The organism is Nonomuraea muscovyensis, assembly GCF_014207745.1.
Lineage (GTDB): Bacteria > Actinomycetota > Actinomycetes > Streptosporangiales > Streptosporangiaceae > Nonomuraea > Nonomuraea muscovyensis.
In genome coordinates this window covers 2,146,342-2,165,084 of the sequence record NZ_JACHJB010000002.1, presented here as the reverse complement: position 1 = coordinate 2,165,084, position 18,743 = coordinate 2,146,342, and the positions used below count along the sequence as shown (strand labels likewise).

Here is an 18,743-nt window from a genome sequence, read left to right as displayed (position 1 = left end):
ATCGCCGGACACCTCTTCGCGGCCCTGCTCTCGGCCCCCTACCGGCCGCTCACCCCGGACCGCTTCGACTCGTCTCCAGATGTCGCATCTCTCGCCTACTCGGCCGATCTGCGGGCGCGTACGGCGCCGGCCAGAGGGCTGTGCGGGCCGGCCGCGAGGATCAGCTCCTCCTGCAGCCGTCGCCTCACTGCCGGGGTGAGCCGGTGGAACTGCGGCCCCGGCACGTAGCCGCCCGCCTCCTCACCGGCCTTCACCTGGGTCAGCAGGCCGGCATGGCGCAACGTCCGCAGAGCGGCCTCCAGCTCGCCGATCGGCACCTGCGTGTGGCGTCGCAGCTCGTCGACCGGTGTGGGGTGCGGCGACGACCAGGTGTCCTCGGGCAGCACGCCCTCCGCCCGGGGGATCGCCACCGAGTGCACGAGCACCAGGGTCAGCACCGCCTTCTCCGCCTCGCCCAGGCTCGCCGGCCCACCCGGGCCCTGGCCTCCGGAACGCGCCCCACCGGGACTTGGCAGGTCGCCGCCGTCGCCCAGCAGCCGGGCCGCCCGGGCCGCGGTGTGGTCGTCGTAGCCGGAGATCCAGCGTTCGCGGTGCTGGATCAGCGTCCGCCCGCGCCGGGCCAGCATCTCGCCCAGGCTGTGCCGCAGCGCCGGGTCGCGCAGGGCCAGGAACCTGGCCTCCAGCACGGGCTCCCCGGCATGCTCCACCGCCACGAAGGCCGCCACCAGCTCGGCCCGTCGCCGCTCGTCGTAACCGCCCAGCAGATCGTCGAACTCGGCCGCGCCGGCCTCGGCCTGCCCACCGAGGCGTGCGCGCACCGCGCTGACGTCGCGCCCGGCCGTGGACGGTCCGCGGTGGGTCGTGTCCGGCCCAAGCGTGGACGGCCGGTGGGTGGTGTCCGGCCCAGGCGTGGACGGCCGGTGGGGGGTGGTGTGCGGTTCGGGCGTGGACGGCCGGTGGGGGGTGGTGTGCGGTTCGGGCGTGGACGGCCGGTGAAGGGCGGTGTCCGGTTCCGGCGTGGACGGTGGGTGGTCGGTGGTGTCCGGCCGGGTGGAGGAGGCGAGGACGGGGCTCGCCTGCGTGGCCGGGTCGGGGGCGGGCGTGTCCGGGCGGGCGGCGGCGACGATGTCGGCGTCGGCCACCACGGTCAGCGCTGTGCGCTCCGGGTCCGGGAGGCGTCGTACGAGCTCCTTGAGCTGCGCGTACGACTCCACCGGCCACAGGGCGCAGCGCGGCCCCAGCGTGATCAGACCGTCTGCCATGACGATCCAGGCGGAGTCGTGCAGTCGTCGCAGCGCGCCGATCGCCCAGTTGCGCATGAGGTCGTCGGTGCGCCCGATCAGCGCACGGTAGGTGTCGAGCACCAGCTCCACCGGAGCGGGGTCGCCCGGCCAGGGGTCCGCGGACTGGTCGGTCCAGCAGCACTTGAGGCAGGCCGCGAGGACCCGCCGCGTCTCGCCGGCGCGCTCCACCGGGACCGGCGCCACCTGGTACTCCTCCAGCAGCGACGGGGTCGCCCCGTCGGGCCACACGGGCAGCGCCTCGCCGGTGGAGTCGGGGCGGGTGAGCCGGAGCATGCCGGCAGGGGCGGCGACTCCCGCCCCGAGACGGAGCGGGCCGCCCGCCCGGGCGAGCACGTGCGCGGTGGCGTCGTCGGCGCGGGTCATGTGAGGCACTCCAGGCGGCGGTCAGGGACTGCGATGCGGTCCGTACGACGGTCAGGGACTGCGATGCGGTCCGTACGACGGTCAGGGACTGCGATGCGGTCCGTACGACGGTCAGGGACTGCGACGCGGTCCGTACGACGGTCAGGGACTGCGATGCGGTCCGTACGACGGTCAGGGACTGCGATGCGGTCCGTACGACGGTCAGGGACTGCGACGCGGTCCGTACGACGGTCAGGGACTGCGATGCGGTCCGTACGACGGTCAGGGACTGCGATGCGGTCCGTACGACGGTCAGGGACTGCGACGCGCCCCGTGCGGCGGTCACGGGTGACGAGGCCGGGTCCGTGCGGCGGTCGGCGGGGCGCGGGGTGCCCGCCCGGGGACGGGGGCCGGGTCACGGGGCGCGCTCCAGGTGGCCGTGGGACAGCCAGGACGGCTCGCGGGACGGGTCGATCGTGAGGTCGTCGGACCACGTCAGCCGGTAGGGCAGCTCCGGCCGGAGGTCCACGGTGGTCAGGTCGGCCAGCAGGCGGCGGGCCGAGGGCCAGTCGGAGCCGAGCACGTCGGCCAGCGCCACCCTGGACGAGGACCCCAGCAGCGACTCGGCCACCTCCGTCAGCCGCTCCAGCGCGGCCGTCGGCGAGGAGCCGAGGGAACCCTCGGGGCCCGCGTCGGGAAGGGCGGAACGCGGGGGAGTGGGCTGCGCCGGAGCCGGGCGGGGCGCCTCGTCGACGGCCCGCGCGATCGCGGCCGGATCGTGCCACGGCGCCGGCGCGTCGAACACGAACCCGTCGAGCACCGCCGCGAGCCGCTCCTTGCCGGCCGTCTGCGTGAACGTCCGCCACGTCTCGGTCGGCAGCAGCGTCAGGTTGCGCGTCGTGCCCGCCGAGTCGGCCAGCCGGCCGGCCGCGCGCCGGGAGGCGTCGCTGTAGGCGTAGATGGCCGCCCGCAGGTCGGTGCAGACGCGGTCGAGCTCGGGCCAGCGGGTCAGGATCGTGCCGTGCAGGCTCTGCGCCCGGCGTGCGATCTCCTCAGTGCCCCACAGCTTGGGCGCCTGCTCGCGCAGCTCCTCGATCGTGCCGGTGGTCAGCGTGATCAGCTCCAGCGCCCACAGCCGGAACGCCCGCGCCAGGTTGGCGGCGCTCTGCCTGGCCTCCTCCATCGTGGTGCGCGGGTCGGCGACGTTGAGGTCTTCGAGGGCGAGCAGCCGGTGCATCTCGGACTGGCCGCCGTCGTCCATCATCCGCCGGATGAACATCAGCCCGACGACGCTGGTGAACGAGGCGCGGTAGCGGAGCTGGTGCGGCTTGGGGAACACCTCGCGGATCGCGCCGAGCCCCTTGAGGACCCGCAGCCGGTTGTCGAACTGGTCGGCCGGGTAGGCGCGGCAGGCGAAGCGCATCTGCTCGTGCGTCAGCCACTCCTCGCCCGCCTCGGCGAACGCCGCGAACAGCGTCTCGGCGATGTCGACCAGGGCGGGATCGTCGACGACGGCACCGCTGTCGCGGGCGAGCGCGGCGAACATCCGGCGGTAGGTCGACAGGACGGCCTCGTCGGTGAGGGCCGCGTCGAGGGTCAGTGGCTGATCGGACACGCGCTCTAAGGTAAGGCTTCGCGCCGACAATCCAGGACCGGCAGGCGCCCCGGGCGCGCCCGCCACCTCCACGGCCCGCTCGGACGGCGTTCCCTGAGCCGTCCGCGGTCCGCCGGGGCTCCACCGCCCGCGCCGTCCGCCGTCCGCGGGGACGGCGCTCCCCGACGCCCGGCACGCGGTGAAACTTTCACCTCCCCAGAGCGGGTACGGCACGCCGATCACCCTGCCGGACCAGGGCGAACGTGCCTGCGCGACCCCCGGCCCGCCGGGCGGCCCGGTGCGGGTGACGGCGTCGCTGGGGCTCATGTCACCCGCGTTGGTACGTTGCCGCGGACCCGTACGGCCCCGCTGCACCGCACGGTCCATCCCACCGGCCCCACCGGGACACGAAAGGCCACCGCCGTGAAGCTCTTCCCGCGTCCCCGCCGCGGACGTGACCTCCTCGCGATCGGCGCGATCGCCGCACTCACCGCCGCGGGCGTGGTGACGGCGCCCGCCGGCACCGCCCTGGCCGCCCCCGGCTGCGCGGTCACCTACACGACGAACACCTGGCAGGACGGCTTCACCGCCACCATCACGATCAGGAACCTGGGCGACCCGGTCGACGGCTGGAGCCTCGGCTTCACCTTCCCGGACTCCGGCCAGAAGGTGACGCACGGCTGGTCGGCGACGTACGGCCAGACCGGCTCCGCCGTCACCGCCCGCAGCGCCGGCCACAACGACCGGATCGGCACGGGCGCCTCCACGACGATCGGCTTCAACGGCGCCCACACCGGCGCCAACCCCTCACCCGCGTCGTTCGCCCTGAACGGCGTCACCTGCACCGGCACCGTCGTCCCGACCCCGACCCCGACCCCGACCCCGACGCCCGGCGGCACCCCCGTCGAGGTCAACGGCCGGCTGCGGGTCTGCGGCGTCAACCTGTGCAACCAGTACGGCCGCCCCATCCAGCTGCGCGGCATGAGCTCGCACGGCCTGCAGTGGTTCGCCGACTGCTACGACGGCGCCGCTCTCGACGCCCTCGCCGACGACTGGAAGTCCGACCTGTTCAGGATTTCCATGTACGTCCAGGAGGGCGGGTACGAGACGAATCCGGCGGCGTTCACCGGGCAGGTCAACAACCTGGTGGACATGGCCGAGGAGCGAGGGATGTACGCCGTCGTCGACTTCCACACGCTGACCCCCGGCGACCCCACCTACAACCTCGACCGCGCCCGGACCTTCTTCGCCGCCGTCTCCGCCCGCAACGCGGCCAAGGACAACGTCATCTACGAGATCGCCAACGAGCCCAACGGGGTGAGCTGGGCGACGATCAAGAGCTACGCCGAGCAGGTCATCCCCGTGATCCGCGCCAACGACCCGGACGCCGTGGTCATCGTCGGCACCCGCGCCTGGTCCTCGCTGGGCGTCTCCGAGGGCGGCAACGAGAGCGAGGTCGTCGCCGACCCGGTCGACGCCACCAACGTCATGTACGCGTTCCACTTCTACGCCGCCTCCCACACGGACGCCTACCGCCAGGTGGTCGCCCGGGCGGCCACGAGGCTGCCGCTGTTCGTCAGCGAGTTCGGCACCGTCACCTACACCGGGGGCGGCACGGTCGACCTGGCCAGTACGACCGCCTGGCTGAACCTGCTCGACCAGCACAAGATCAGCTACGCCAACTGGACGTACTCCGACGCCCCGGAGAGCAGCGCCGCGTTCAGGCCCGGCACCTGCGGCGGCGGCACCTACGCGGGCACGGGCGTGCTCAACGAGTCGGGCGTGTACATGCGCGCCCGCATCCGCACCCCGGACGACTTCCCCACCGGCTGATCACGCGCCCGCCCGGACTGCGGGAGGATGCGGTGCATGAGAAGTGTCGAGGCGCAGCTGCTGCACCGCCCACCCGGTCCGGGCACCGGCGAGGTCGTCCGCCACCTGCTCGCCGTCCAGGCGCAGGACGTCACCGCCGCCTGCCTCGGCCTGCGCGCCCGCTCGGCCACGCTCACCCTGGCCGAGGTGGAGGCGGCCTGGGCGGGCCGCGAGATCGTCCGCACCTGGGGGTTCCGCGGCACCCTGCACTTCACCCACGTCGACGACCTGCCGTGGGTGCACGCCCTGACCAGAAGCGACACCGCCGCCCGGCGCCGCCTGGCCGAGGAAGGTGTCACCGGCGACGACCTGCCGGCTCTGATCGACGGCGCGCTGGCCGGTCAGGGCCCGCTCACCAAGGCCGAGCTGGAGGACCGGCTGGGCGGCCGGGCGCGCGGTCAGGGCGTGGTGCACCTGGTCGCCCTGGCCGCGTTCCACGGCCTGGCCGTGCTCGGCCCGTCGCGTGCCGGCAAGCCGACGTACGTGCACGCCGCCGACTGGCTCGGCGCGCCCGTCCGGCCCGAGCCGGACCGGGAGCGGGCGCTGCGCGAGCTGGCGCTGCGCTACCGCCGCGCCCACCACCCGGCCACCCCGGAGGACCTGGCCGCCTGGTCGGGCCTGCCGCTGGGCGCGGCCCGCACCGCCTGGCGGCTGAGCGCGCCCTCGGCGCCGCCCGACCCGGTACGGGCGCCCCTGGTCCGGCTCCTGCCGGCGTTCGACGAGTATCTGCTCGGCTGGCGGAGCAGGGACCCGGTGGTGCCGGCCGGGCACGCCCGCACGGTGTTCCCGGGCGGTGGCATCCTGCGGCCCGTCGTGCTGGTCGACGGCCTGGCGGCGGGCGTCTGGACGCGCAAGGGCGCGGAGGTCACCGTCTCGCCCTTCGGCGAGATCCCGGCCGGCCCGCTGGCGGCGGAGGTCGAGGACGTGCGGAGGTTCCTGGCCGGCTAGGGCAGCGGGTTCATCAGGTAGCCGCCGGCGACCACGGAGGCGCAGGCCACCAGCAGGAAGAACAGGACGTAGAAGCCGCCGGGCAGGATCGTCAGCCGGGCGAGCTGGTCGGCGTCGGAGTCGCGCGCCTGCCGCAGCCGTCGCTTGCGCTGCAGCTCGATGATCGGCCGCACCCCGCCGAACAGCAGGAACCACACCGCCACCAGGGCCACGGCCTGCTGCACGTCGTCCGGCGCGTACATCGACAGGGCGAACACCGCCCCGCCCGTCGCCAGCAGGATGAGCGCGCCGTACACGTTGCGGATCAGCAGCAGCATGCAGACGAGGAACAGCAGCACGGTCCAGATCAGCAGCGTGATGCGCCCCTGCTCGGTCAGCCACGCGGCGGCCAGCCCCAGCAGGGAGGGGGCGACGTAACCGGCGAGCGCGGTCAGCACCATGCCGGGCCCGTTGGGCCGGCCCCTGGTCAGGGTCACGCCGGAGGTGTCGGAGTGCAGGCGGATGCCCTCCAGCTTGCGCCGCGTGAGCAGCGCCGCCAGGGCGTGGCCCCCTTCGTGGGCGATCGTGATCAGGCCGCGGGACAGGTGCCACGAGGTCCTGAACGACACGATCGCCAGCGCCGCCAAGGCGGACCCCAGCACGACCCAGGGGGAGGGGTCGGGCTGGGCCTCGATGAGGGTGGCCCAGAGCTCTTCCATCGAGAAAGACCCTATCCAGGTAAAGCCCCGGCCGCGTCCGGCCCAACGGGAAGCTTGGCGGCCGGCTACCGGGGCAGGTGATGCTCACCGAGGACGCCGAGGACGATCTGGTAGAAAGTGGATGCTGACGTGGCGGGAGACCGTACGGCCATCGCGAAGAGGAACGGCATGGCACGGATGAGAAGCTTCAGGCGCGACTCCACCACGCGTGAGGAGGCGCCCGAGCAGTCCATGGACCCCCGCGCGCCCGAGGAACCGCCCTACCGCCCCACGGTGATCGACAACGCGATCTACTGCGACGGCCAGCGCGTGGACAACCCCGGCTCGCTCGCCGACGCCTTCCAGCGGCTCAAGCAGATGCCCGACAGCCTGGCCTGGATCGGCCTCTACCGGCCCAAGGAATGGGAGCTGGTCAAGCTCGCCGAGGAGTTCGAGCTGCACGAGCTGGCGCTGGAGGACGCCATCGTCGGCTCGCAGCGGCCCAAGGCCGACCGCTACGGCGACATGCTGTTCGTGGTGCTGCGCGCCGCCCGCTACCTCGACGACGTCGAGGAGGTCGCCTTCGGCGAGCTGCACGTCTTCGTCGGCCCCAACTACGTGATCACCGTACGGCACGCGGAGGCGCCGGACCTGCAGGTCGTGCGCAAGCGCATGGAGTCGGACCCGGAGCTGCTGCGCCAGGGCCCCCAGGCCGTGCTGTACGCCATCCTCGACGCCGTGGTCGACGGCTACGCCCCGGTCGTGGCCGGCCTGCAGAAGGACCTGGAGGAGATCGAGGTGCAGGTGTTCGGCGGCGACCCGTCGGTCTCGCGGCGGGTCTACGAGCTGTCGGGCGAGGTGATCGAGTTCCAGCGGGCCACCGCGCCGCTGGTGCGGATGATCGACGGCTTCATCGCGGGGGCGCAGAAGTACGGCTCCAACGAGGAGCTGCAGACCTACCTGCGCGACGTGGCCGACCACGCCATCACCGTGAACGAGCGGGTCGCCGCCTTCCGCCAGATGCTGCAGGACATCCTCGTCATCAACTCGACACTGGTCACCCAGGCGCAGAACGCCGAGATGGCCAAGATGACCGAGGCCAGCATCCGGCAGGGCGAGGAGGTCAAGAAGATCTCCGCCTGGGCGGCCATCCTGTTCGCGCCGACGCTGGTCGGGACCATCTACGGGATGAACTTCGACCACATGCCGGAGACCCACTGGGCGTGGGGCTACCCGTTCGCGATCCTGCTCATGGGGATCGTCTGCCTGACCCTCTACCTCGTCTTCAAGCGCCGCGACTGGCTCTGACCGCCGAGCGGCGGCACCGGCACGGGCACCCCGTCCACGGTGCGCCGGGGTCATGGCGTGGAGGGGTCATGGCGTGGCGGGCCCCTCGTCGGTCCAGCCGGCCGTCAGGACGACCTCGACCCGGTTGGCGGGCGTGCCGGCGCCACCCCCGCCGCGGGCGTGCTTCCCCCCGGCGGCGTGGTCGGCGCTGGACAGCACCTGCGAGCTGGCCGGGTCGACGGTCAGGATCCGCTCCACGCCCGTGGCGTCGAGCGTGAACGCGAACACCTGGCCCCGCCGCCCGGTGGGATCGTCGCCGGGACCCAGGTAGCGGACGTTCGGCAGGTCGGCGAGCAGCCGGTAGGCGGCCGCCCGGACGGCGGGCGGCGAGGGCTTGCTCCACAGCAGCCCGCTCACCGCGTCGGCCAGCGTCCCGTCGCCGGAGCCGGGCGGCAGCAGCGCCGCCACCCGGCGCTTGAGCGCGCCCGGCTCGGCGGGCAACCCCTCGATGTCGCGCAGCGTCAGCGGCCGGCCCGCCATGGTGAACGGCTTCGCGACGGGCCTGGGCGCCGTGCCGGTGGCCGGCCCGGCCGTCCAGGCGCGGCCGTCGCGCGACGCCCACAGGGTGGTGACCTTCCCCGGGTCGCTCCGCCGCGTGACGCGCCAGTACGCGCCGCGCGGCGTGGCCTCCGCCGCCGCCGAGGTCGCGGCCGTCAGCAGCACCGACCTGCCGGCCGCCGGGTCGCGCCCGGCGGCGACGCCCGGCCCGGGATCGCGGACCGTGCCCGCCCCGCCGACGACGCCGTACGTGATCAGCACGGCGGCCAGCGAGGCGACCGCGCCCGCCAGCGGCACCGCCCACGACAGCCGGCGTCGGCGGGTGCTCCTGCCCGCCAGCCGCGCCCGCACCCGCGCCTCGAACGCCGGGTCAGGCCGTGGCGGCTCGCCGTACAGCTCGCGCACCCGCTCCAGCTCATCCATGGTCGGCCTCCTCCAGGACCCGCATCGGGTCGGCCCCGCCCAGCGACGCGCGCAGCTTGCGCCGCGCCCTGTTCAGCCGCGAGCCGACCGTGCCGTAGGGGATGCCCAGCGCCGTGGCGACCTCCTCGTGACTCAGCCCGGCCAGCGCGACCAGCAGCACCACGTCCCGATCGCGCTGGTGGAGGCCGGCCAGGGCCGCCGCGAGGCTGGGGCGCAGGCTCTGCGCGCTCACCCGTACCGCCACGCCGTCCTCCGGCCCGGGGGCGTCGGCGTCCACGCCGTAGCGGCCGAGCGCGCGCAGCGTGCGCGCCTCCAGGCGGCGGTGCCTGCCGACCAGCTTCGTGGCGATGCCGTACAGCCAGGTCCGCACGCCGGCCCTGGCCGGGTCGTACTGCGCCCGCTTGCGGAAGGCGATGAGGAAGGTGTCGGCGACGACGTCCTCGGCGTGGTCCGGGCCGAGCCGCTGGGCGACGTAGCCGTGGATCTCGCCGAAGTAGGCGTCGAACACCGCCCCGAACGCCTCAGCGTCCTCCAGGCAGCCCTCCGCCCGGCCCACGGCGGGCACGGCGGGCGGCAGGGCACGGCCGGTTTCCTCCGCGGCCCACGGCAGCGCCGTCACGATGCTTCCCCCGTCATCTCCACCCTCCGGACGCGATCAAGCGGACACCTCGTATCTCCCGATCCGCCGGATCACTTTCACGCCCTCCGCGCCGCACAGGTACGGCCCCAGCCCGCGGGATTCCGGGCTGGGGCCGTACGTCCTGCAGGAGCAGTGTTACAGCGGCGGGTTCGCGTTCTGCAGCAACTGCCGGAACTGGGCCGAGAACCAGTGGCCGGACAGCGGCGCGTCGGGCAGCGCCCCGCTCATGTTGTTGCCGTTGCGCTCGTTGCCGGTGTACGTGGGGTCGCACATCCGGTCGAAGCCCTTGCCCTCGTCGTTGTCGATCTGCCGGCTCGACCCGTCGGACTCACCCGGCGGCTTGATCCAGACGTAGGCGTCCAGGCCCGGGGCCGGGTTCGCGCGCGGCCGCTCGCCGAGGCCGGCGCCACTCTGGTTGCACCAGTTGCCGGCGTGGATGCGCCGGTCGACGCGCGACTGGTCGACGAAGGTGTTCAGGTCGGTGGACGTGCTCGGGCCGGTCGGCCGGGCCGCGCCGCCCCAGCCGTTGCGCGAGGTGTCGATGAGCATGCCGATCGTGCTGGGGAAGCCCTTCCTGACCAGTTCCTGGCGGAACGCCTGGGCGAAGCTCAGCTCGTCGACGTAGTCGTTCCAGTCGATCCACCGCGACTGCCGCACCGTCGTGCCGTTGACCGTGGTGGAGGTGGTGAAGTACGGCTCGGTCAACGCGGAGTAGTTGGCCGTGTTGGTGATGAAGCCGTCGATGCTGGCGTACCCGGCGGTGGTGCCACGGGCGGTGGAGGCGATCAGGTCGGCGGTCGGGCCGAAGTTGGTGTTCCAGCCGATCCAGCCGTGGTGGGCGGCGTCGACGTAGGTGTAGACGTTCGGGATCGCGTGCAGCTTGTTCAGCGCGTACTGGACGCCCTGCACGTACGCGCCCGAGGTCTGCGCCTCCTGGCACTTGGCCACGTTCAGGTTGGTGATCAGGTTGGGCAGCGAGTCGATCTCGATGATCGTCACGATGCGCAGGGCCGCGTACTCGGGGTCGTTCATGATCTGCGCGATCGGATCGATGTACTCGGTCTTGTACCTGTTGAGGCCATTCTGGGCGATGAGGAGCTCGCCGTTCGAGGCCAGCGCAGAGCAGTCGCGGTTGGGCAGGTTGTAGACGACGATCTGGATCGTCAGCGGCGCGCTGCCGTTGGCGGCGTCCTGGGTGACGGCGGCGTCCAGGTGGGCGCGCAGGCCGCGGGCGCCGGAGGTGCCGTTGATGGCGGCGATGCGGTCCATCCACACGCCGGTCGAGACGTTCGCCACGGCCTGGCCGCCCGGCTCGGCCGCGGCCTTGGCCGACCAGTCGGCGTTGACGTAGCCGGTGGCCCCCGCGTACGGGTTGTCCACGTGGCCGTCCCCGCCGCCGCTGTCGTTGTCGGTCTCGGTGGCGGTGACGGTGACGCTGGTCAGGCCGGTGGCGGCGACGGTGATGGGCCGGCTGCCGTTGGTGGTGTCGGCGTCCTCGGCGGCGGTGACGGTGACGTTCTGGGTGGTGTTCCAGTTGGTGGGGGTGAAGGTGAGGTTCGCGCCGCTGGTGAGGGTGAGGTTGGTGTCGCCGCTGCCGGCTGTGGAGGTGACGGTGATGTTGGAGGTGGGCTGTGTCGCGAGGCGGACGGCGTAGGTGGCGTTGCCGCCTTCGGGGACGCTCAGCGACGTCGGGGTGACCTGGAGGGCCTGCTGGCCGGGGTTGCCGGTGCCGCCGTCGCAGGTGACGCCGTTGATGGCGAAGGAGGTGGGGTTGGTGTTGGTGCCGGTGTAGGTGCCGTTGAAGCCGATGCTCCACTGGGCGCCGGTGGCTTGGGTGCCGTTGTAGGACAGGCTCGCGGCGGTGACGTCCTTGCCGGACTGTGTCCAGGTGGCCGACCAGCCGTTGGTGACCTGCTGGGTGCCCGGCCAGGTGTAGGTCAGCCGCCAGTTCGTCAACGGGTCGCCGGTGTTGGTGATGGTGACGTTGGCGCCGAAGCCGCCGCCGCCCTCCCAGGCCTTGCTGTAGGTGACGGAACAGGCCACCGCGGCCTGTGCTGCCGGAGCCGACGTCAGCGCCATGGCCAGCCCTGCCAACAGGGCCGTGACCACGACGAGAAGGCGGTGTCTCATGTGGGGGGTTTCCTCTCAGGAGAGTGGGAGCGCTCCCATCCATAGCCCGGATTCACAGCTCTGTACAGACCGCGGTGAGCCGGTGCCCCGAATCCGCATGAGACGGATGAAACTTTCACCGGCCGAAAGGGCGTCACCAGGAGCGTCATGGCCGCCCCGGGAGGCCGCCTGGGCGGGTCGAGGGCGCCCGCCTACCATCCACGTAACCCCAGCATATGGGAGCGCTCCCACCTCCGTCCGAGAGGACCTTCATGAGACACCGCTTCCTCACCGCGCTCGCCGTCCTGCTGCTGAGCCTGTCCACAGCACTCGTCGGTGTGGCGCATGCCGCCGTCGCCTGCTCCGTGACGTACGTGAAGTCATGGGAGGGCGGCGGCGGCTTCGGCGCCAACGTCACCATCACCAACACCGGCGACCCGTTGACGAACTGGCGGCTGACCTACACCTGGCCGGGCACCCAGCAGGTCACCAACGGCTGGTCGGCCACCTGGACACAGTCCGGCAAGGACGTCACCGCCGCGAGCCTGTCCTACAACGGCACCCAAGCCACCGGCGCCCAGTGGAGCATCGGCTTCAACGGCACCTACACCGGCACCAACACCAACCCCACCTCCTTCGCCATCAACGGCGTCACCTGCGACGGCGGCACCGGCAACCCCGGCCAGCAGGCCCTCCAGGTCACCCCGACGTCGCTGAGCGTCCCCGAAGGCGGCAACGCCACCTACGCCGTCCGCCTCGCGACACAGCCCACCTCCAACATCACCGTCACCTCCACAGCCGGCAGCGGCGACACCAACCTCACCCTCACCAGCGGCGCGAACCTCACCTTCACCCCCACCAACTGGAACACCACCCAGAACGTCACCGTCACAGCCGCCGAAGACGCCGACACCACCAACGGCAGCCGGCCCATCACCGTCGCCGCCACCGGCCTGACCAGCGTCACCGTCACCGCCACCGAGACCGACAACGACGTGCCGCAGAACACCTACCTGACGGAGTTCACCACCCAGTACAACAAGCTCAAGGACCCGGCCAACGGCTACTTCTCACCGGAGGGCATCCCGTACCACTCCATCGAGACCCTCATCGTCGAGGCGCCCGACCACGGCCACGAGACCACCTCCGAGGCGTTCAGCTTCTGGCTCTGGCTGGAGGCGCAGTACGGCAGGGTCACCGGCAACTGGGCGCCGTTCAACAACGCCTGGAACGTGATGGAGCAGTACATCATCCCGTCCGCCGCCGGGCAGCCCGGTAACGCCTCCTACAACCCGGGCGACCCCGCCGACTACGCCCCCGAACGGCCCCGCCCCAGCCAGTACCCGGTGCCGCTCAGCACCAGTGTCCCCGTCGGCCAGGACCCCCTGGCCAACGAGCTGCAGAGCACGTACGGCACCCGTGACGTCTACGGCATGCACTGGCTGCTCGACGTGGACGACGTCTACGGCTACGGCACCGGCCGCGGCGCCAACCTGACCGAGTGCGGCGACAACACCAAGCGCGTCACCTACATCAACACCTTCCAGCGCGGCCCGCAGGAGTCGGCCTGGGAGACCGTCGCCCACCCGTCCTGTGAAACCGGCCGCTTCGGCCAGTCCGGCGCCGGCTACCCGCCGCTGTTCATCCAGGGCGGCGGCGCCAACCAGTGGCGCTACACCAACGCCCCCGACGCCGACGCGCGCGCCGTCCAGGTCGCCTACTGGGCGCTGACCTGGGCCACCGCGCAGGGCAAGCAGTCGCAGATCACCTCCACCCTGGCCAAGGCCGCCAAGATGGGCGACTACCTTCGGTACGCCTTCTACGACAAGTACTTCAAGAACCCCGGCTGCACCTCCACCTCGTGCCAGGCGGGCACCGGCAAGAGCAGTTCCTCCTACATGCTGACCTGGTACTACGCCTGGGGCGGCGACACCGGCGGTTCCTGGGCGTGGCGGGTCGGCTCCAGTTCCTGGCACCAGGGCTACCAGAACCCGTTCGCGGCCTGGGTGCTGTCCCCCGCCGGGCCCTCCGCGTTGCGCCCGCGGTCGCCGACCGCCGCCTCCGACTGGCAGACGAGCCTGCAACGCCAGCTCGACTCCTACCTGTGGCTCCAGTCCGCCGAGGGCGGCATCGCCGGCGGCGCCACCAACAGCTGGAACGGCAACTACGAGCAGCCCCCGGCCGGCACCCCCACCTTCCACGGCTGGGCCTACGACCACCAGCCCGTCTACCACGACCCGCCGAGCAACAGGTGGTTCGGCTTCCAGGTGTGGTCGCTGGAGCGCGTCGCCGAGTACTACTACGTCACCGGAGACGCCAAGGCCAAGGCCGTCCTCGACAAGTGGGTGCCGTGGGCGCTGGCCAACACCACCTTCGGGCCGGGCAACACCTACCGCATCCCCAACGACATGACCTGGTCCGGCGCCCCCGCCGCCAGCTACAGCGGCGGCCCCGACGGCCCGGGACCCAACCCCGGCCTGCACGTCGCCGTGGTCAACCACACCACCGACGTCGGCGCGGCCGCCGCCTACGCCCGCACCCTCACCTGGTACGCCGCCAAGTCCGGCAGCGCCGCCGCCAAGGCCGGGGCCAAGAGCCTCATCGACGGCATGCTCGCCAACAAGGACGCCAAGGGCGTCGGAGTGAGCGAGACCCGCGCGGACTACAACCGCTTCGACGACCCCCACGACGACGCCGCGAACACCGGCCTGTACATCCCGCCCGCCTACACCGGCACCATGCCCAACGGCGACGCGATCAGCGCCGGCAAGACGTTCCTCGACATCCGCTCCTTCTACAAGGACGACCCCGACTGGGACAAGGTCCAGGACTACCTGGACGGCGGCCCGGCGCCGACGTTCACCTACCACCGCTTCTGGGCGCAGGCCGACGTCGCCATGGCGGCGGCCGACTACGGCACCCTCTTCCCGAACGGATGACCGAACGGATGACCGCACGGATGAGCATGAGAATCGCCGCACTCCTCACCCTTCTCGCGGCCCTGTCGCTGGTCCCGCAGCCCGCGTCCGCCGCGACCGGGCTGCGGGTCAGCGGGACCCAGATCCTCGAAGCCAACGGCAGCCCCTTCGTCATGCGCGGCACCAACCACGCCCACACCTGGTACGCGTCCCGGACGAGCTCCTTCGCCGCCATCAAGGCGGCCGGCGCCAACGCCGTCCGCGTCGTGCTCAGCGGCGGCCGCTGGACCCCCAACACCGCCGACGACGTGGCCGGCGTCATCGCCCTGTGCAAGCAGAACCGGCTGATCTGCGTCCTGGAGAACCACGACACCACCGGCTACGGCGAGCAGAGCGGCGCCTACACCCTCGATCAGGCCGTCACCTACTGGATCGGCCTCAAGAGCGTGCTGACCGGCCAGGAGAACCACGTCGTCGTCAACATCGGCAACGAGCCGTTCGGCAACAACGCCGTCACGCCCGGCTGGACCCAGGCCACGTCCGCGGCCGTCACCCGGCTGCGCGAGGCCGGCTTCGAGCACCTCGTCATGGTCGACGCCCCCAACTGGGGTCAGGACTGGCAGGGCGTGATGCGCGACAACGCGGCCACGGTGCTGGCGGCGGACCCGCGCCGCAACGTCGTCTTCTCCGTCCACATGTACGGCGTGTACGACACGGCCGCCGAGATCACCGCCTACCTGGACGCCTTCCGCACGGCCGGGCTGCCCCTGGTGATCGGGGAGTTCGGGCACCTGCACTCCGACGGCGACCCCGACGAGGACACCATCCTCGCCCAGGCGCGAAGCCGCGGCCTCGGCTACCTCGGCTGGTCGTGGAGCGGCAACGGCGGCGGCGTCGAGTACCTCGACCAGGTCACCTCGTTCGACCCGGCCCGGCTCACCCCGTGGGGCGAGCGGCTGTTCAACGGAGCCGACGGCGTCCGGGCGACCGCCCGCGAGGCCACGATCTACGGCGGCGGGTCCGACACCGGCCCGCCCACGGCCCCGGCGAACCTCGCCGCCTCGGGCGTGACGGCGAGCCAGGCCGCGCTGTCGTGGACGGCGTCCACCGACGACACCGGCGTGACCGGCTACGACGTGCTGCGGGCCGCCGCCACCGGGTCGTTCGCCGTGGCCGGCACGTCGGCGACGACCCGGTTCACCGCCACCGGGCTGTCACCGAGCACCACGTACCGGTTCCAGGTCCGGGCCCGTGACGCCGCCGGCAACACCTCGCCGGTGTCGAACACGGTCACCCTCACCACGACCGGCGGCTCCGGAGGCGACGGCTGCACCGCCACCGCCACGGTGCAGAGCCGGTGGGGCTCCGGCTACGTCGTCCAGCCCGTCACCGTGACCAACACCGGAGACTCGGCCACCACCGGGTGGACGGTGACGTTCACGCTGCCGGCCGGACACACCGTCACCGGTTCGTGGAACGCCGCCGTGTCGGTGAGCGGGCAGACCGTCACCGCCCGCAACCTCGCCTACAACGGCAGGCTGGCTCCGGACGCCGCCACCACCTTCGGCTTCCAGGCCGGCCACCCGACCGGCGACACGTCCGCCCCCATCGGTTACTCCTGCGCGACGGCGCCCTGAACATTCGTCCCCTGAGGTCAGCGGCCTCGGGGGACGTCCTCAGGCGTGCCGGAAGGCGGTGGCGATCTCGGCGAGCAGCGCGTCGAGATCGCCGCGCAGCCCCGGCTCGACCGCCCCCTCGCGCAGCCGGACGCCCAGCTTGCGCCGTACCTCGGCGACCTCACGGGACGACGTCGCGTGTGCCAGCGACTGCCGCAGGTCCAGCGCCACGTCGGACCGGATCCGGCCGGTGGCCGCGCCCGCGGCGAGCTCGCCGCGGAAGCGGTCCACGGCCTGCGGCAGCGACCGCGACCCGAGCGCGTAGCGGGGGGAGGCCGAGGCCAGGGGAGCCGCGGCGGGGAGGTCGGCGGCCGTCCGCCGGGGCCGTGGCCGGACCTCCGCCGGGGTCCGGCCGTCGGCCACCCCAGGTTTCCCGGCACCTGACGGCGAGGGCGTGGCGGCCTCCACCGGGGTTCGGCCGTCGGCCACCGCCGGGGACCGGTCCCCGCCCTCGCGCGGCGGCATCTCGGGCGGGCCGAGCCACAGCGCCATCCCGCCGAACGCCGCCAGCGCCACGGCCGCCGCCCCGCGCCGCAGCCCGCGGCCGAGCCGCGCCCTGGCCAGCGCCCGCGTGAGCTCGCCCGCCACCTCCCCGGCGCCGGGCCGCGCCGCCGGAACCGGGTCGAGGCAGCGCCGGCACAGCACCGCCAGCTCGTGCGGCACCCCCGCCGGCCGCGGGCCCGGCGCCGTCCTGCGCGCCGTCTCCACCTGTTCCCAGGTGGTCTCCGGGTACGGCAGGACACCGGTCAGCATCTGGAAGAACAGCACGCCCAGCGCGTACACGTCGGCCGCAGGGTGCACGGGCGCGCCCGCGAGCCGTTCGGGTGAGACGTACGGCGGCGTGCCCCGCTCGTCGTCGGGGTCGCCGGTCACGGCGGCGATGCCGAAGTCCAGCAGCTTCGGGCCGGACGCGGTCAGCAGCACGTTCTCGGCCGAGACGTCGCGGTGCACGATGCCCTGACCGTGCGCGGCCTCCAGGACCCGAGCCACCCGGGCGGCCGTCGCCGCCGCCTCCCGCCACGGCAGCGGCCCCCGCATCAGCCGCTCGGCCAGCGGCACCCCGTCGAGCAGCCGCAGCACCACGAACGCCGCCACCCGGCCGTGCGACGTCACCGTCTCGCCGTAGTCGTAGACCTCGATCGCGTCCGGATGGGCCAGGCGGGCGGTCGTCCTCGCCTCCTTGCGGGCGAGCTCGCGCTCCTCCTGCAGCACCTTCACCGCGACGAGCCGCTCCAGCGCCCGGTCGTGCGCCCGCCACAGCACCGACGTGCCGCCCGCGGCGATGCGCTCCAGCAGCACGTACCTGCGCGCCAGAACGTCACCCGGCTCATGCTGAGTCACGGACGATCAGCTCCGCGGGCAGGATCGGGTTGACCGAGACGGTGCCGGACAGCAGCAGCCGCAGGGCGATCGAGGCCAGTTCCTCCACCGGCTGACGGACGGTCGTCAGCGCCGGGGTGACCCGCCGTGCCACCGGGGCGTCGTCGAACCCGATCACCGCGACGTCGTCCGGCACCCGGCGTCCGGCCCGCGCCAGCGCGTGCATCGCGCCGGCCGCCATCAGGTCGGAGGCGCAGAACACCGCGTCCAGCCCGGGCGCACGCCGCAGCAGCCACTGCATCGCGTGCGTGCCCGACGGCAGGCCGAAGTCGCCGTACGCCACGGGCGGGTCGGGCAGCCCCACCTCGCGCAGGGCGGCGACGAACCCCTCCAGCCGGTCCTGCGCCGCGGGCAGCGTCGGCGGACCGGCGATCATGCCGATCATCCGCCGGCCGGCCAGCATCAGATACTCGGCCGCCTGCCGGGCGCCGTCGCGGTTGTCCACGTCGGCGTAGGGCACCTTCACGTCGTCGGGCGGGCGGCCGATGCCGCGCACCGGCACGCCGGACGTCGACAGCGTGATCGCCAGCGGATGCCGCTCGCGTGCCGCGATCAGCAGCACCCCGTCGGCCGAGCCGGTGAGGACGGGCAGCGAGACCGGATCGGCCGGCGGCACGGTCATCACCATGAGCGGCAGGCCCAGCTCCGCCAGCACGTCGCCGGCAGCGGACAGGAACCTGGCGTAATAGGGGTCGGAGAACAGCCGGTGGAGATGGTCGCAGATCACCACGGCCACGCCGCCGGCCGTCCGCCGGGCGGGCGTCCCGCGCGGCGCGCGGTGCCGCACGTAGCCCAGCCGGGACATGGCGTCGTAGACCTGACGGCGGGTCGACGTGCTGACCCTGACCGTGCCAGTCAAGACCCGCGAAGCCGTCGCGGGGGAGACGCCGGCCTCCGCTGCTACCTGCGCGAGCGTGGGCAGATCGGTCACGATGCACCTCGCCCAAGATCTATTGGGAGCGCTCCCTAAACTACCAGTGTTTCCGCCCTGTTAACAGATGCAGTCACCATCACG

13 protein-coding genes are annotated in these 18,743 nt (G+C 72.9%); 5 read left to right on the top strand and 8 right to left on the bottom strand.

All coding sequences use genetic code 11. The features are described from left to right. Positions 1-95: 95 nt before the first annotated feature. A complete protein-coding gene (locus FHU36_RS44900; protein ID WP_246502580.1) occupies positions 96-1,667 on the bottom strand; it encodes a hypothetical protein in 1,572 nt (523 codons plus the stop codon). Between the two features lie 394 nt (positions 1,668-2,061). After that, on the bottom strand, positions 2,062-3,261 hold the full coding sequence (locus FHU36_RS26820; protein ID WP_185086582.1) for a hypothetical protein: 1,200 nt from the start codon (positions 3,259-3,261) through the stop codon (positions 2,062-2,064). A gap of 402 nt (positions 3,262-3,663) precedes the next feature. Here FHU36_RS26820 and FHU36_RS26815 point away from each other — a divergent pair, with 402 nt between their 5' ends. After that, positions 3,664-5,073 (top strand): cellulase family glycosylhydrolase, encoded by a 1,410-nt coding sequence (locus FHU36_RS26815; RefSeq protein ID WP_185086581.1) that lies wholly within the window; start codon positions 3,664-3,666, stop codon positions 5,071-5,073. Between the two features lie 36 nt (positions 5,074-5,109). After that, on the top strand, positions 5,110-6,060 hold the full coding sequence (locus FHU36_RS26810; RefSeq protein ID WP_185086580.1) for a winged helix DNA-binding domain-containing protein: 951 nt from the start codon (positions 5,110-5,112) through the stop codon (positions 6,058-6,060). Here FHU36_RS26810 and FHU36_RS26805 read toward each other — a convergent pair. After that, positions 6,057-6,758 (bottom strand): M50 family metallopeptidase, encoded by a 702-nt coding sequence (locus FHU36_RS26805; protein WP_185086579.1) that lies wholly within the window; start codon positions 6,756-6,758, stop codon positions 6,057-6,059. The two genes, FHU36_RS26810 and FHU36_RS26805, sit on opposite strands and share 4 nt — an antisense overlap. A gap of 177 nt (positions 6,759-6,935) precedes the next feature. Between FHU36_RS26805 and FHU36_RS26800 the strand changes: the two genes are divergently transcribed. Next, positions 6,936-8,045: a magnesium and cobalt transport protein CorA gene (locus tag FHU36_RS26800; RefSeq protein ID WP_246502578.1), complete on the top strand. Its 1,110-nt coding sequence runs from the start codon at positions 6,936-6,938 to the stop codon at positions 8,043-8,045. 66 nt (positions 8,046-8,111) lie between these two features. On the opposite strand, the gene FHU36_RS26795 is transcribed toward FHU36_RS26800, so the two are convergent. The 3 genes from FHU36_RS26795 to FHU36_RS26785 all read right to left on the bottom strand — a co-directional run bounded on the left by FHU36_RS26795 (position 8,112) and on the right by FHU36_RS26785 (position 11,775). Then, positions 8,112-9,005, bottom strand: coding sequence for a hypothetical protein (locus FHU36_RS26795; protein WP_185086577.1), 894 nt, complete (start codon positions 9,003-9,005; stop codon positions 8,112-8,114). Then, positions 8,998-9,624 (bottom strand): RNA polymerase sigma factor, encoded by a 627-nt coding sequence (locus FHU36_RS26790; protein WP_312891846.1) that lies wholly within the window; start codon positions 9,622-9,624, stop codon positions 8,998-9,000. Before FHU36_RS26790 ends, FHU36_RS26795 begins: the two co-directional genes overlap by 8 nt. A gap of 156 nt (positions 9,625-9,780) precedes the next feature. After that, positions 9,781-11,775 (bottom strand): glycoside hydrolase family 6 protein, encoded by a 1,995-nt coding sequence (locus FHU36_RS26785; RefSeq protein ID WP_281394343.1) that lies wholly within the window; start codon positions 11,773-11,775, stop codon positions 9,781-9,783. Positions 11,776-12,026: 251 nt separating this feature from the next. On the opposite strand from FHU36_RS26785, the gene FHU36_RS26780 reads away from it, so the two are divergent. Then, positions 12,027-14,693, top strand: a complete 2,667-nt coding sequence (locus FHU36_RS26780; protein ID WP_185086576.1) for a glycoside hydrolase family 48 protein — start codon at positions 12,027-12,029, stop codon at positions 14,691-14,693. Between the two features lie 20 nt (positions 14,694-14,713). Beyond that, complete coding sequence (locus FHU36_RS26775) at positions 14,714-16,309, top strand: cellulase family glycosylhydrolase (protein WP_246502577.1); 1,596 nt, start codon at positions 14,714-14,716, stop codon at positions 16,307-16,309. Positions 16,310-16,348: 39 nt separating this feature from the next. On the opposite strand, the gene FHU36_RS26770 is transcribed toward FHU36_RS26775, so the two are convergent. Together FHU36_RS26770 and FHU36_RS26765 are read right to left on the bottom strand one after the other, a co-directional pair. Continuing rightward, positions 16,349-17,689 carry a serine/threonine-protein kinase gene (locus FHU36_RS26770; RefSeq protein WP_185086574.1) on the bottom strand — a complete coding sequence of 447 codons (1,341 nt, stop codon included), beginning with the start codon at positions 17,687-17,689 and terminating at the stop codon, positions 16,349-16,351. Continuing rightward, the gene (locus FHU36_RS26765; protein WP_185086573.1) at positions 17,676-18,659 is read right to left on the bottom strand and encodes a LacI family DNA-binding transcriptional regulator; all 984 of its coding nucleotides are present in this window, start codon (positions 18,657-18,659) and stop codon (positions 17,676-17,678) included. The genes FHU36_RS26770 and FHU36_RS26765 overlap by 14 nt, the downstream gene beginning before the upstream one ends. Positions 18,660-18,743 lie beyond the last annotated feature (84 nt).